Source organism: Mucilaginibacter hurinus (assembly GCF_003324525.1).
In the GTDB taxonomy this organism is placed as follows: domain Bacteria; phylum Bacteroidota; class Bacteroidia; order Sphingobacteriales; family Sphingobacteriaceae; genus Mucilaginibacter; species Mucilaginibacter hurinus.
Genome location: NZ_QGDC01000003.1, coordinates 469,616 through 485,398 on the forward strand (window position 1 = coordinate 469,616; position 15,783 = coordinate 485,398).

General features: G+C 42.5%; 10 protein-coding genes and 2 tRNA genes. 8 read left to right on the forward strand and 4 right to left on the reverse strand.

What is annotated here, in order from left to right; genetic code table 11:
- Nucleotides 1-49 precede the first annotated feature (49 nt).
- Nucleotides 50-835 (reverse strand): diaminopimelate epimerase, encoded by a 786-nt coding sequence (gene dapF, locus DJ568_RS07660; RefSeq protein WP_233496650.1) that lies wholly within the window; start codon nt 833-835, stop codon nt 50-52.
- 186 nt (nt 836-1,021) lie between these two features.
- Between dapF and DJ568_RS07665 the strand changes: the two genes are divergently transcribed.
- Nucleotides 1,022-2,572, forward strand: a complete 1,551-nt coding sequence (locus tag DJ568_RS07665; RefSeq protein WP_114004666.1) for a trypsin-like peptidase domain-containing protein — start codon at nt 1,022-1,024, stop codon at nt 2,570-2,572.
- Between the two features lie 164 nt (nt 2,573-2,736).
- On the opposite strand, the gene DJ568_RS07670 is transcribed toward DJ568_RS07665, so the two are convergent.
- On the reverse strand, nt 2,737-3,069 hold the full coding sequence (locus tag DJ568_RS07670; RefSeq protein WP_114004667.1) for a hypothetical protein: 333 nt from the start codon (nt 3,067-3,069) through the stop codon (nt 2,737-2,739).
- A 331-nt stretch (nt 3,070-3,400) separates the two neighbouring features.
- Nucleotides 3,401-3,925: a DinB family protein gene (locus tag DJ568_RS07675; protein WP_114004668.1), complete on the reverse strand. Its 525-nt coding sequence runs from the start codon at nt 3,923-3,925 to the stop codon at nt 3,401-3,403.
- 584 nt (nt 3,926-4,509) lie between these two features.
- Here DJ568_RS07675 and DJ568_RS07680 point away from each other — a divergent pair.
- The 5 genes from DJ568_RS07680 to DJ568_RS07700 all read left to right on the forward strand — a co-directional run bounded on the left by DJ568_RS07680 (nt 4,510) and on the right by DJ568_RS07700 (nt 13,018).
- Nucleotides 4,510-4,583: transfer RNA gene (locus DJ568_RS07680), tRNA-Ala, on the forward strand.
- 228 nt (nt 4,584-4,811) lie between these two features.
- Nucleotides 4,812-5,294 carry a hypothetical protein gene (locus DJ568_RS07685; RefSeq protein WP_147238726.1) on the forward strand — a complete coding sequence of 161 codons (483 nt, stop codon included), beginning with the start codon at nt 4,812-4,814 and terminating at the stop codon, nt 5,292-5,294.
- Complete coding sequence (locus tag DJ568_RS07690) at nt 5,279-6,343, forward strand: hypothetical protein (protein WP_114004670.1); 1,065 nt, start codon at nt 5,279-5,281, stop codon at nt 6,341-6,343. Before DJ568_RS07685 ends, DJ568_RS07690 begins: the two co-directional genes overlap by 16 nt.
- Nucleotides 6,344-6,916: 573 nt before the next feature.
- Nucleotides 6,917-11,317 carry a glycoside hydrolase family 44 protein gene (locus tag DJ568_RS07695; RefSeq protein ID WP_147238727.1) on the forward strand — a complete coding sequence of 1,467 codons (4,401 nt, stop codon included), beginning with the start codon at nt 6,917-6,919 and terminating at the stop codon, nt 11,315-11,317.
- A 225-nt stretch (nt 11,318-11,542) separates the two neighbouring features.
- Nucleotides 11,543-13,018 (forward strand): PAS domain-containing protein, encoded by a 1,476-nt coding sequence (locus DJ568_RS07700; protein ID WP_114004672.1) that lies wholly within the window; start codon nt 11,543-11,545, stop codon nt 13,016-13,018.
- 100 nt (nt 13,019-13,118) lie between these two features.
- On the opposite strand, the gene DJ568_RS07705 is transcribed toward DJ568_RS07700, so the two are convergent.
- Nucleotides 13,119-13,192 (reverse strand) — tRNA-Pro (locus DJ568_RS07705).
- A gap of 450 nt (nt 13,193-13,642) precedes the next feature.
- Here DJ568_RS07705 and DJ568_RS07710 point away from each other — a divergent pair.
- Both DJ568_RS07710 and DJ568_RS07715 read left to right on the forward strand, forming a co-directional pair.
- Nucleotides 13,643-14,992: a site-specific DNA-methyltransferase gene (locus DJ568_RS07710; RefSeq protein WP_114004673.1), complete on the forward strand. Its 1,350-nt coding sequence runs from the start codon at nt 13,643-13,645 to the stop codon at nt 14,990-14,992.
- Between the two features lie 32 nt (nt 14,993-15,024).
- Nucleotides 15,025-15,624, forward strand: a complete 600-nt coding sequence (locus DJ568_RS07715; RefSeq protein WP_317047535.1) for a site-specific DNA-methyltransferase — start codon at nt 15,025-15,027, stop codon at nt 15,622-15,624.
- Nucleotides 15,625-15,783 lie beyond the last annotated feature (159 nt).

The following is a 15,783-nucleotide window of genomic DNA, read 5'->3' on the forward strand; positions in this document are numbered from 1 at the left end:
CTAAAATGAACATGACATTACCCAGTAATGGCTTGGCAGGAAATGAAAATTAACACTCTATCTCCCCTTTAAAAACCTGCAGTGCCGGACCCTCTAAAAACACGTCGGTAAATTTGTTACCGTCATAGTTAAAGCGAATGTTTAACTCGCCTCCTAATACCTGTATAGGTGTGGTTAAGTTGCCGGTTTGATTATTGTGCTTCGCCATAGCAAGCGCCACCGCGGTAACGCCTGTGCCGCATGCATAGGTTTCATCCTCAACACCCCTTTCAAACGTCCGTACAAAATATCCACGGCCTTTGGCTTCAACAAAATTTACATTGATACCCTCTGCCCGGTAAGTATCGTTGTTTCGGATGGCGTAACCTTCAGTGTAAACATCCTTTCCTTTTACATCGTTAGCCAATATTACATAGTGCGGCGAACCGGTATTTAATACATAGGCGTCAGCGTCTTTACTTACTTGCTCTACATCAATCATCTGTAAACTTACCCAGTCGCCGGCTGCTGAAATTTTGGCATAATGCGGGCCATCTACTGCCATAAATTCTGTTTCGGTTTCAATAACTCCCAAAAATTTGGCAAAGGCCACTATACACCTGCCTCCGTTGCCGCACATGCTACTTGGCTTGCCGTCGGCATTGTAGTAAACCATTTCAAAATCATATTCAGCATGATTTTGCAGAAACATAATACCATCGGCGCCAATACCAAAACGGCGATTGCACAAGTAAGACAGCAGTTTCTCATCGCGGTGATTTACAGCGCTTTCGCGGTTGTCAACTAAAATGAAATCGTTTCCGGCCCCCTGGTATTTATAAAAATGCAGCATTATAATACTTATTGTTTATCAGGCGTTAATATTAAACATTCCCTTTTTCAAAACTGTCATATAGCTGTTAATAAAGTTTAACATTTTTTAACAAAAAACGCAATAACATATCATTGTTCTTACCGTCTATATGGTATTATATTTGACAGGTAATTATAAACCTTGATAAAAGAATATAATTTATTAAATATGAAAAAAGTTGGTTTAACCTTGTTAACCGCATTTGTTGGCGGTGCTATGGCATTAGGCACATATAAGATCTTCGAGAAGAAGTATGCTGATAATATGACCTTTGAAGAACGCCAGAAAGTTTATTTTACAAATAATCCGTCAACGGTATCATCGGCCGGTACGGTTGATTTTACACAATCGGCAGCAGCAGTTACGCCGGCGGTGGTGTATATACGTACAAGCTATACACCTTCACAGGGCAATAGCGGTGGCCGCAACCCGCTTGATGAAATGTTTGGCGATATGTTTGGCCAGCGTATGCGTCCGCAGGGACCGCAGCAAGGTTCGGGTTCGGGTGTTATCATCTCACCCGATGGATACATTGTAACCAATAACCACGTGGTTGAAAAGGCCGACAAAATCACTGTTAACCTTAATGATCACCGTACTTTCCAGGCAAAAGTTATTGGTACCGACCCGAATACCGATTTGGCGCTTTTAAAAATCACTGGTGACAACCTGCCTATCGTAAAGCTTGGTAATTCAGATGACGTACGTGTGGGCGAATGGGTACTGGCGGTTGGCAACCCTTTTAACTTAACATCTACAGTTACGGCAGGCATAGTAAGTGCCAAAGGGCGTAATATTGGTATTATTGGCAGCCGTGGAGATAGCGAAGAGGAGGAGGGTTATGGTAATCCATTCGGAGGCCGCATGCAGCAGCAGCAACAAAGGCCAAGGCTTAATAAAGCTATCGAATCATTTATACAAACGGATGCGGCCATCAACCCTGGTAACAGCGGTGGCGCATTGGTGAATACAAAGGGCGAACTGATAGGCATTAACGCTGCTATTGCGTCGCACACTGGTTCATACGAAGGTTATGGCTTTGCTATCCCTATCAACCTCGCCAAAAAAGTATTGAATGACATTCAAAAATATGGCTCCGTGAAACGCGGATTCATAGGTGTAAGCTTCCAGGAGTTAAATCCTGATGCCGCAGAGCGCTTAGGTGTAAGCCGTACTACCGGGTTATATGTTAATGAATTGGTTGAAGGCGGTGGCGCACAGGCAGCCGGCGTTAAAAAAGGCGATATCATTACCAAAGTTGAAGGTGTAAACATCTACGAATCATCAGACCTGCAGGAACGTGTAGGCCGTTTACAACCCGGCGACAAAATTAATATTACCGTTGTGCGTGATGGAGCCGAGAAAAACTTTGCGATAACTCTTAAACCTGAAGCTACATCGCCAAAAACAGCAGCAGTATCTAAATCAGCGGAAGAGCTGTTCAATAAACTGGGTGCGAGCTTCCAGCCTTTAAGCAAGGAGCAAAAGGCCAAGTTCAAAGTTAATAACGGTGTGGTGGTTACCCAGGTACGTCCGGGCCGCTTATTTTATGATACCGAGATACCGGTTGGGTCAATTATAACCAACATTAATAAACAGCCTATAAACAGTGTTGCCGATATTGACAAGGCCATCACCAATTTGCGTAACGGAAACCTGATCATATCAGGCTACTATCCGGATGGCACCATGTTTAACAACATGTTCCAAATACAATAAGTTAATAATTGATTAGTAGTTTAGTGATTAACCCCGGCCTGAGTGAGGCCGGGGTTTTTTGTTAGAGATGCATAAAAAATAAAAAGTTCTTCATGCTGGCATATGGATGAACAAACCATAGAAAAACGCCATTAAGCAAGGCGCTTCTTTTTAATTTAAAGGTATTACAATTCCTTAATTGAAGCTTTAAGCTTAACATCTGGCCCTGTACCTACCTTCTTAACGTTCACTTCTGGTATACTTACACTGATTTTCCCGTTAGTTACCTTTACAGTCACGTCAACCGGGTCACCGAAGTATACGTAAACGTATGAATCGCCGGTTGGGGTGCCCGCCTCAGCAATAGAACCATAGCCCGCAGACAAGGTAAATTGTTTCCCGGCTGCGCCTTCCGCCATGCTAACCAGCTGATAAGTTCCGCTGGCAGCCGGAGCTTCGGCAAAAGTAAAATTAAGGGTATGAAACTTTTGATCATTGTTAGCAGGTTTAGCATCCAAAACAGGTATAGTTGATCGCCGGTTGATGTTTCAGGTGCCAAGCTATATTTGGTGGTGTAGGTAGTACCATCCAATGTCCAGCTGCTTTCCACGGTCGTTTCGTCTATTTTGTTCGAATCTTTTTTGCAGGAGGTGGCAAACAGCGCCAGTACCGCAGTAGCAATTGTAAATAATTTTTTCATGTGTGTTGTTTTAGTTTATATCATGTATTTGACTTTACAAACCAATTGCTTCACACAACTACTAACATTACCGCATATGCGGTATAATTGATGTCACACCATATAAATAAGGCATTGGCAACTTTAAAATTGCCAATGCCACTTATTATCTATGCTTCTGCCGCTACACTACCCTCATACATATGCATTTCATCTGCACTTGGGCCGTAGCTACCGGGGATAGGTATATTAAGCAGGCGCAAAAATACGCCGAGTTGGGCGCGATGGTGTACTATCTGGCAAAAAGTCATCCGTACAACCTCGCTTTTGGGCGATACATCATAAATAGCGTCGCCATTACGTAAAGTCCATTCGGGCAGTAGGTCATCTTCCGAGGCGTTTTCAAGGCTGGCCTTGCCGGTAGCCAGTGATCGCTCAAAGTACTCAAGCAACTCGGTGTTGCTATCGAGCTTTTCCTGGGTATATGGATTGGCTGCAAAGTCTAATTCTGTAGTATTTAATACCATAGTTATCCATAAGGGCAACTCGGCAATGTGTGTAGCCAGTTCTCGCACAGTCATACTTTTTGGATGTGGCCTCCAGTCAAATTTATCAGTAGGTACCGATGCAAGCATTTTACGCGTGGTAATGGATTCCTGATCCATTTCTTTCAGAAACATGGGGATAATTTTCATAACGGTTAGTGTTTTGATTTATAATTCAAAGTAACCACCCCGTGATGACAGCCCTATGTCAGCAGTAATTCAAGAAGATTAAAAAAATTGATGGCTACTTTATAAGTTCCATGATTAATAAACCACTTCGTTTTATTTAGCTTTTATAGACAAGAATTTGGCAAAAAACCTGAAAAAAAGTGATTTTGTTAATTATTGTTAAATTTTATAGCATTTGAACCTGAAAAAATACCTTTGCAATGTGCCGTTTAACAAAAAATAAAAAATATATATCCTAATCGATAGTTTATTTAAAAAATTACTCCTATTTGGTATTTTTTTGCCATATTGACAATATTTTATACTTAACGTTATCATATAAATAAGCAACCATAATTTTTCTTAAAATATTTTTAAAAAAAATTTGCACGAAATAAAACTTAGTGTTATCTTTACACCGTTGGAAACGACGAACAAAAAAGTCTTCTCATAATTTAGGTTTATAATTGGTTAGTAAAGGCCCCTGCCCATCAGGGGCTTTACTTTTTTATAAGGTTTTTTTATTTGGCATTGCATCAATTTTTTTTACTTTTGCCATCCGCAGCGGGGGATTAGCTCAGCTGGCTAGAGCGCTTGCATGGCATGCAAGAGGTCATCGGTTCGACTCCGATATTCTCCACGAAAACCCGGCTAATAGCCGGGTTTTTTTTTATGAATATATAACCAGAATGTAACAGCCGGTTAGCGGTGTGGTGATTTTAAGTCAACGTCAGTATTACCCTCGCCAAATAACTTTGCAATTTATAGCTAACCTTAGCTTATAATATTGCTTATCCCCGGCAGGAATACTACATTTGGGAGGCTTTTACTATCACGATTATAAAACCTGGTTATAACAGTACGGAATATGAAAAAACATGAAAAGGTATTTGCAGCTTTTGTCATGTTAGCTTTTTTGGTACCTAATATATATATCATATGTAAAGGCAAGGAGTCGTATCCGTTTACACCAGCCCCAATGTTTGGCCACTATGTTGGCGACAGCACCCTTTTTTATTCGATTGAATTTACAGCAAACGGTAAAAACTTCGGCACAGACCATCTGAACAATCACATGGTTAAGCGGATGTTTTTTGACCAGGTATATTGGTCGGTTGATCCTGAATCACCTTTAGGAAACTTCGATAATGACAGCAAACAGGCATTCGAAAACAGGTTAACTAATTTCTTTTCAGCCTACTATAAACATCTCACAAGCGACACCGCCATACATCGTATTGACTTAAGTGTAACGCAGTATAACCGCAAATACCAACCTTTAGCTAAGCATAACGTTGGCTATTACGATCACACAACCGGAAAATTTATACACACATGGAAAGGACGGTAAATAACGCGGGGCTATTGCCCGCCTTAAATCGCTATTTCTTTTCAGAAACTACGTCGCTAAACCTTGCGGTTATCAGGATAGTTATTTGCACTGTTGTATTGTTCTATAACTTAAATGTCAATATGTTTATAGTACATGATCCTGCTATTGCTGCTATACAAAAACCCAGCACGTTTGTACAGCTGTTTAGCGGTCTGTTCTCATTAATCCAATACCGTTCGCGCCTGTTTCAGTACCTGTATTTTTTAGCGGCGGCGTGCAGCATTTTCGGCTTGTTCACACGCCCGGCATTACTTGTATTTGGCATAACAGCTGCATATACAACCGGGTTATGTGCAGCACAAGGTGTTTACAACCACGGGCTAAGCCTTCTTTCGCAAATAGTGATGATATTGGCGTTTGTTCCGGGTTCAACACGCTTATCTGTTGACAGTTTTTTACTATGGCTATCAGGGCGTAAAAACCGGCAATGGTCACTTTGGGAAGCACTCACGCTTAAAAGCACGCCTTATCCTTTATGGGGCTTCAAGCTTATTATCATACTGGTTGCCTGTACCTACTTTACCTCAGGATTATCAAAAGTACGGTACGGCGGTTTGAAATGGCTGGATGGAAAAACCCTTAGCCATTACCTTGATGGAAGTGCAAGCCCGTTTACCCCAGGGATAAAGCCCATGCATATATCGCCCCCGGATGTACCCGAAAGGGAAAAATGGAAGGATGGCTTCGGCATATACAGCTATTCGTACGGAAACAGGCTGAAGCAGCCGTCGATGATTAAACTGGGTCAATCCCTCGCTGCAAATAAGGTGGTAATCAGCGGGCTTTCGGTGCTTACTGTTGTATTTGAAATGTCCGGATTTTTTCTGCTTGCAGCCGGTTGGCCCCGCACAATATATTTGTTTGGCGCTATCATGCTGCACACCTGTATCGGCTTTTTAATGAACTTGCCATTTACAGAGTACCGCATACTTTGTTTGTTATTGGTTGACTGGAAATGGCTATTTATGCAGATAAAGGGCTGGCGATTTCGGCGCCGGGCAATATAGCACCTTATGCAAAACTTATAACGGCGGCCATACATCATATCTACCCTTTCATCTACCATATAAGGATAACTTTTCGCCTCAACTTTTTTTTTGGACGACGCGGCCGCGATCGGTTTAACACGTTATGCCTGAATGCACTACTTCAACTTAGGTAGCTGCTTGCCTTAATAGCCTCAAATGCAGCGTTAGACACTAAAACACCCAAAAAAATATCGGCGGCTGTAGCGTAATGTTAATTTATGCCGTATGGTTTAACAGCTATCACATATATAAGTATAAACTTCATGAAGATTTTAACGAGCGAAAGTAAATTGCCGGCCACGCAATATATTAGCAGATTACTGCATGACACCGCTGAGATGACCTACATCTTAATGATAACCTGCAGTAGGGCAGCAGCCATGGGTTTGGTTAAGAAGGTCTCCACACAGCCGTGCTTTATCTTAACATATCCTTTTTCCTTAACAGTAGTAAGCTACAAACAGCCATTTATTCAACTTTATAAATAACCTCACGGATTTATTGATAAAGCGTAAAACCACTTCCATCAGCAATCACCTTCTAAATAATAATATGTATTCAAAAATTTTACCTTTACTTTTTATGCTTTTCGGTTTGCCTGCGTATTCGCAGGTAAAGGTTACGTTTAACATAAATACCAATGCCGATAGAAAAATTATTAGTCCGCTTATTTATGGCACTAATGATAATTATAAGCACGCAGCCGCTAAACGCTTTGGCGGCAACCGCATTACCAATTACAACTGGGAAAACAATGCCTCCAACGCGGGACGCGACTGGTTTCATGAAAGCGACAATTATGTACCATGGGAACAGGGTGTTGATGAGGCCGACTACAACGTACCGGGCGCTGCGGTTAAGTCATTCCACACCCGGTCACTTCAGCAAAAGGCTTACTCACTTATTACGCTGCCGATGGCTAAATACGTGGCTGCCGATAAAAACGGGGGCGTTAGCGAGGCTCAGTCAGCGCCATCTGGCAGATGGGTAAATGTTAAATATACTAAACCGGGCGCATTAAGCCTTTTTCCTAACCTGGCTGATAACACGGTATATAACGATGAGGAGATCAATTTTCTTATTCACCACTTTGGTCGAAGCAATACGTCAACTGGTGTTAAGGGTTACGCCCTTGATAACGAGCCCGGGCTATGGTTTGACTCACACTCGCGTATGTGGGGCCCGGGGCATGTGCCGGTATCGTACCTGCTTGATAATTCGGTAGAATTAGCTACGCGGATTAAGCAAATGGACCCAACGTCTGAAGTTTTCGGTCCGGCATCGTGGGGAGTATCAGAATTTGAAACACTGCAGGACGCTCCCGACTGGGCAGACGTACGGGGCAATTACGTAACTTTTATTGACTACTACCTGGCAAAAATGAAAGAGCGGGGCGGCGCTAACCGCCTGCTTGATGTATTGGATGTGCACTGGTACCCACAGGGCCGAAACGATGGCCTCAGCCCCTTTAATAACAGTTCAGACTATGCTACCAGCGCCGCCAGGATGGAGATGACGCGCTCCCTTTGGGATAGCACTTACCGCGAGAACACATGGATAGGTACTGATGGCTGGAAAGTTGAGCAGTTCCTTCCGTTTATCCCTAAAATGAACAAACATATTAACACCTATTACCCGGGGACTAAGCTGGCCATTACCGAATACAGCTACATGGGTACCGGCCACCCGTCAGGCGGTATAGCACAGGCTGACGCGCTGGGTATTTTTGGCAAACTCGGGTTGTATCTTGCTACCTACTGGGGCGGTGTGATAGATTATGTTAAAGCGGGTTTTGATATATACCGCAATTATGATGGTAAAGGCGGGCAGTTTGGTGATATATCTGTAAACTCAGTAACCAGCGACATTACAAACTCATCTGTTCATGCTTCCATCGAATCGGCTAACCAGGGCCGTACACACATTATTGCGATGAACAAGAACCAGGACGGCCCTATTGTAGCCACTATTAATATCAATAGTGACAGGGCTTACAAAAGCGCGCGTGTGTGGGCCTTTGACCGCAGCAGTTCGGCTATGCGACAGATACGTAATGTGCGCGTTATAAACGATAATAAGTTTGACTATACCATTCCGGCACTTACTGCCTGCCACATAGTACTTACCGAAGAAGACCTTTCAGTTTATCCTGATTTTGACGGCGTTAAAATAACACCTGAGGCGGGTTGGTCTGACGGAACGGCAACCTTTGATATCGTTGCTACAATTTATGATGGAGATAAAGACATCCAAAAGGTAACTGCTGACCTTACGCCGGTTGGCGGCCCTGCAGCCGCCGCATTAAAATTAACGAGCGCGGCGAAAGGTGAATATAAGCTCACCTATAAATTGCCCGCAACGGCCGTTTCAGGTTTAAAAATGATTAAACTAACCGCCACCGACGCGCAAAACCATAGCGGCGAAAGTACGGTGCAATACCGCGTAATTAAAAAAACGCAATCGTCCATGATATGGGATGCCGACTCGGTGACCCGTGGCGTGGGCGAGCATTTTTTTGATCCGGCAGACAGCCTGGCAAGTAAGCAGGCTAAAATACAGCGCATTACAACAGGCGGCAATAACAAGCCCGGCAGCCTTTTCATGCATTTTATACACGGGCCAAACAAATATAACATGATGACGTGGCGTATATCAAACTATAGTAACCCTGCAGACGGACGAGACATCAGTGACTTCGGATTCGTAGAATTTTACATCCGATCAAATGCGCCTGCAGGATCCGATATTGAGTTTAGCATGCGCGATGCGTCCGCCGAGCTTGGCACCTCGGCCACCGTGGCCCTGAAACGGGATGGTTACCTGTCAGCCTTTAGTCCTACGTCATACAGCCGTGTGCGGATACCGATTGCTGCCCTTACCGCAGGCTCAGAAGTACATCTGGACCAGATATGGCAGTTTAATTTCTCAGCAAACACCGCCTCAAAAGGATTTGATGTTTGGGTTGACGACATAAGGGTGTTACCGTATTCTCATCCGTATAAAGCGCCTGCTATATCGGGTGTATCACAAATACGCGAGTCAGGTTATTCAGACGGCCTGATAGCTGATGCCATAGCGGCCGACGTCACCGACCCGGATAATGATCTTAAATCTGTAACCGTTGACTTATCAGAGGTAAACGGGCCTAACAACCTGGTAATGCCGCGTAAAACCGGCAATAGGTATAAGGCGGCATTCACTATTCCAAAAGGCGTAAGCCCGGGCGTTAAAAAGCTTAAAATAACGGCTCGCGATGCAGCAGGTAATGAAACAGTATACCACGCCGCTTACAAAATAGAACAGGTAGCCAGCGACCTATTGATATGGGATGGCGACACAAAAAACACCGGGACGCAGATACGCGTTAACGATTCAACCACAGCTAAGGTTAACCCTATCGGTGGAAACCGCCAGCCTGTAAGTATGGACATACACCTGGATAAACAAACAGGCGATTTTGCTGCCGTGGCCTGGGATTGGAACGAAGACACATATAACACAGAGTTGCTTGATCTAAGCGATAAACGTTACCTTAATTTCTATATCAAGATAACGCCACCGTCAGCAGATTTTGATATGGACGTTTTTGTTAAAGACCGTTTTGGTAATGATCCGCCGGGGGTTAAACTTAAAGCGGGCGGCTACGTGTCATCCTTCACCGGCCAATATCAACTGGTAAGCATTCCGCTGGCCCGGTTATTTGGCAACACGGATATCGATAAAACACAGATGACGCGGGTGGGCTGGTTAAGTAACCAAATGAGCACCCGGAAACTTGATTTTAAAATTGATGACATCTATGCCTCAGGCAGTATGGTACATGATGTTAAAATGAAAGTAACACACCCGCGGTGTAATGTTAAGGGTGCAATTGCTATTGATACTATATTGGATGCAACCGGGCCATTCAATTATTATATAAACGGATCAGCTAATCCACAGGGATTAACTAATAAAAACTTCAGCAATCTTAAAGCAGGCAAATACCTTATTCGCATTACCGGGCCCGACAGGTTTGTGTACATGGAGGAAGTGATTTTGAAGGATGAGCCATTGATCTTAACCCCGGTCGTAACTCCCGGTAATGCCGAAATTACCGTTAGCGGCGGTAGCGGCAACTACACGTATGCCTGGAGCAACGGGGCTAAAGAACCAAGGTTGATAAAAGTAGCCGAAGGCAACTATACGTTGACGGTAACGGATATAACCACCGCTTGTAAAGCCAGTGTGACAGTGTATATACCGCCAGTTCCGGTTACTATGGCCAGCACCAGGGCTACCTGTGCAGCCAACGGAACCATTATAGTTACCAGTAAACCGGGTGGCATAACAAAGGTAAAATACTTCATTAACGGCAGGGCAAATCCGGCAGGCTCCTCAAATCGCGAGTTCACCGGATTAAAACCGGGATCGTACACCATTACCATGACTGCCCCCGGCGGTTTTAACCATGAGCAACAAGTAGTGGTAGGCGGCTCACCATCTGTGCCTGTAGTACGTGCGTCAGTCTCCGGGGGCGACATAACGTTGAGTATAACCGGTGGCAGCGGCAAATTTACTTACGCATGGAATACCGGCGCGACCACACGCGATTTACGCAACATGCCGTCCGGCACTTATACCGTTACCGTGCTTGATACCGCCGGCGGCTGCCAGACAACGCATACCGTTAACCTCGCTAACCCCAGCAGGCTATTAAGTAATAATGCATTGTCCGTTTACCCAAACCCGGTTAAAGGCAACGGCACTATTAACATCCGCTATGAATTTGCAGACAAGGCGCAAAGACTGATCACCCTGCGTGACCTGTATGGAAAATTACTCAGCAGCGTTACTGTAACTGAGGCGACAGGCGACTTTATTATTAGCTTGCCCGGTCTACGCGCCGGGGTTTATGTACTAAAAAATGAAGGTAAGGATCCGGCATCATTAAAGGTGTTGGTGCAAGAGTAACAGGCTCTGTATCGATTTTTCATAAAAAGCCCTCTTTTTCCAGCAGAGGGCTTTTTTTATTTGCATTTTTATCTGGTGGTAAGGCTGATAGTTTATATTTTTTGTTTGTGATTTTTACCTACCTTAGTTTATAGCTTATAACCTGAAAACGCTGTACGCATTACACAAACCTTATGGCTGCTTATGGCGGCTATTAAAGAGACTTATATAAGTCAGTCATAAAAAATGAGAAACGACCGGACAGAAATGCATAGTCTGCTGCAATCAATTGAAGGGATTGTATGGGAGATGGACGCAGAAACCGGCCGGTTTACTTTCATCAACAACCAGATAGGGCAAATTTTAGGCGTTACGCCAGAGAAATTGTTAGGACACCGCGGGTTTTGGTCGGCCTGCGTGCATCCCGCAGATAATCACATCCTGGAAGAATACCAGGGCCTGCTTAGCGGAAGATGGAATAAGCGCTCGTTTCAATACCGGATGATTAACGCTGAAGGCGAAATTGTTTGGGTTAAAGACAACGTTTCTGTTATTTACAACGGCGTTAAGCCCAGTATGATACAAGGTATCATGATAGATATTACGCTTACCGAAAGGTTGCTTGAGATGGAACGGCTTGATGGCCACATCCTGCGTTTAAGCTCAGATATTAATGTACCGTTAAGTGATGTGCTGCTCACTTATTTAAAGGGGCTCGAATCCATTTTCCCCCAGGCACTTTCGTGCATACACCATGTTAAAAACGGGCATCTTGTTAATAGTTTATCTCCTTCGCTGCCGTCAGCCTACCTTGATACGATGAATGGGAGACCCATCGGCGAAAATGAGGGCTCATGCGGTACAGCCGCGGCATTAAGGCGGCAGGTTATAGTAGGGGATATATTAACCGACAAAAAATGGACAAAATATCGCGATAGCGCTCTTCAACATAATTTACACGCCTGCTGGTCAAATCCGGTTATAGATTCGAACGGCAATGTAATCGCAACCGTATCCATGTATTACCGTGCGCCCAGATTACCGGGTGAGGAAGAGTTAAAGGTAATGGAACGGGCTACCGCGTTGCTACAGATTATCCTGGAGAACCGTCAAAAAAACGATATTATAAACGAGGCCAATTTATTGATGTTACAAAGCCAGGAATTGGCGCATTTTGGTAACTGGCGCTGGGATATACAACTTGACATAGTTAGCTGGTCACCCGCATTATATACCATTTACGGACTTAATTCCAAAGAATTTAAAGCCACTTTTGCAGGCTACCAGGAGAGGCTGCATCCCGATGACCGCGCACGTGTATATCACTTTATTTCCAATGTACTTAACACCGGGCAAGACGCTGAATTTGAGGAACGAATAATAAGGCCGGATGGCGAGGTAAGATATCTGCGATCGTGGGCCAAGCTCAAGTCTGACGCATCAGGACAACCCTTGGAGATGATAGGTGCCTGCCTTGACGTTACCGAAAAGGTGGGCCACATTAGAGCGATAGAACAGCAAAGCCAACGATTAGCAGAAATTGCATGGGTACAGTCGCATGTTATCCGATCGCCGCTGGCCAACATATTGGGATTAATCGATATTATTAAAGACCCGGCTGTTGAAGATTCGGAAAAAAATCAGATGCTGGACTATTTATTGGCTTCGGCGCGACAGCTTGACGCCCATATACGGCGTATTTGCAAAGAGGTTGAGTCGTGATCAGATATTAATTCTGTTAATAGTAAAATACTGATGCAGCTTGGTTATAATCATAGGGATAACTAAAAAAAAAGCCGTCCTCGCGGACAGCTTTCCTTCGTCGGGATGGCAGGATTTGAACCTACGACCTCCAGCACCCCATGCTGGCGCGATACCGGGCTACGCTACATCCCGTAGCAATTATCTAGGCTATATCACAAGATACAACCGATTGTTTATGTAATGTTTACACTTATCTAGCACCGGATTACACAAATGGTGAATTATTCCTTGTTATCCGTCTAAAACTCCGGTAGTAAACAGAGTAGTAAACAAAATGAGGCTCAAAGATAAATTAAGTATTTATAACTTACAATTCCAAGTAGTAAATCAAGCATGTTGAACCTGAAGCATAATATTATTTAGTGATTAATTATAAAGCCAACACTCAGGTTCTCGGCAATCAAGAACGAAAGGAAACGGAATAAATGAAGGGGTACTGCAAGGGTAGGGTTTATGCCGTAGTTCCTTGCGATGTATCCAAACACAGGCCTAACTTTGCGGAATTATTAATAATGAAGATAATGGGCCCTGCTTTTTTAACTATTTACGTTATATTAGTCTGATATTCCCGTATATTTTAGTATGCAAAACTTACAAATAGAATTAGCTGAAATCCTTCAAAACGAGGAAAACTTGGTAATTGATGGTCAGTTAAATAAAAATAAAATAATCGAACTTGCCCTTCATATTGATGCCAAATTGATCTCAATCCTCTTAAATAACGCTTCCTTCAAAAAGCATTTTTTTACTGAGGTTAACGGAGTATTTGTTTTCGATAAAATAGAATTTCAACGTTTTGTCAATAATAAATCTTTCTTACCTGATAGTTACACCGCTTTTAAAAATAAAATTGGGTTAGTAACCGACGATGGCTCTACTGAAAATTTTATTAAAACAAGTGAAGACGTTGTACTAGTGTGGCCTCATAAAGATTGTATACTAGAGGGAGGACAAACAAAGGAAGATCAACGTAGAAGTGAAATCTTTTGGAACGAAACTTTGGCCCCGGAACAGATTGATCGTTTACTAGACCCCAAAGTATTTACGGAATGGAAACATTTAGATAAAGATGGCGAGCAAGAGGTGAATTCGTTTTCCGGTAAAGAAAATTTAATTATAAAAGGAAATAATCTCTTAGGCTTGTCCTCAATATGCGAAAGGTTTAAAGGACAAGTCAAATTAATTTATATCGATCCTCCTTATAATACCGGTTCTGACAGTTTTCAATACAACGATAATTTTAATCATTCCACCTGGCTAACTTTTATGAAGAATCGTTTGGAATATGCTAGAAAGCTTTTGAGAGAAGATGGAAGCATTTTTGTTCATATCGATCATCATCAAGTAGGCTATATAAATGTTTTAATGGATGAAATTTTTGGGATCGAAAACAAAGTTCAAATTATCTCTGTAAAGACAGCATCTCCAGCGGGATTTAAAACTGTAAATCCAGGCCCGATTGATGTGACCGAGTATATCCTATTTTACACTAAAAACAAACCTGCTTTCCAATTTAGAAAATCGTATGTGCCAGTTCCTTATAATAAAAACTACAATCTCTATCTTGATAAAGGGGGCCTGTTTAGCGATTGGAAATTCACTCCGATAAAAGATAAAGCCATCGAATCGTTAGGATTTGTTAGCGAAGCAGAAGCGAAGAATAAGTTTGGAAGTTCTTGGAATAGTGTTTTAAAAGCTACCATCGAGGACTTCGCTTGCAAGCATGCAGATAATGTTGTTAGTATACGCGATCCTCATAAGCCGACTGACACTCTTAAAGAACTCATGGTTAAGTCTAAATTAGAAGATAGAATTATTGAATACAAACGTGAAGATAACAGCATTATGTATTTATATAAAGGAGGTGCATTAGCCTTTTATTCGAATAAAATGAAAAAAATAGATGGCAAACTATCTGTAACAGAGCTTTAACGGATTTTTGGAGTCATATATCTTGGGCTGGAATTGCGAAAGAGGGTGGTGTTAAGTTGAAAAATGGTAAGAAGCCAGAAAAGTTGATTAAACAGATATTGGAAGTCGCTACAGAAGAAGGTGATTTGGTTGTGGATTATCATTTGGGCAGTGGAACCACGTGTGCTGTCGCTCATAAAATGAAAAGACAATATATCGGGATAGAGCAACTTAATTACGGAGAAAATGATAGTACTAAAAGGTTGATAAATGTAATCTCCGGTGATCAATCAGGTATATCAAAAGCTATAAACTGGCAAGGTGGAGGATCGTTTATTTATTGTGAACTTAAAAAGGATAATCAAATTTATATTGACCGTATTCAAGACGCTGTTTCTAAGGATGACTTAATATCTATTTGGAAAGACATGGACAACAACGCTTCTTTAAGTTATCAATTTGATAAAAAAACTTTAAACGAACGATTGACAGCATTTAAAACCGCGCCGATTGACAACATGAAAAAATATCTGTTAGAGTTATTGGACAAAAATCAATTATATGTTAATTATTCAGAAATAGACGATTCTCAACACAAAATTTCAGAGTCAGATAAAAAACTGAATAAACAATTCTACAGCACAAAACGATAGTCCTAATGCCCTTAGATAGATTAGACAAAACCTGTATAATACGGAGAAGTTGACCAGGTGATTCCGTGGCAAATTGACCACCCAAAGTGCTGGCGAACGAGCGCAGCAAACGCTGTAGAAGCGTTGTCAAAAGTAGTTATTTAAAGATGATTTTCCAGA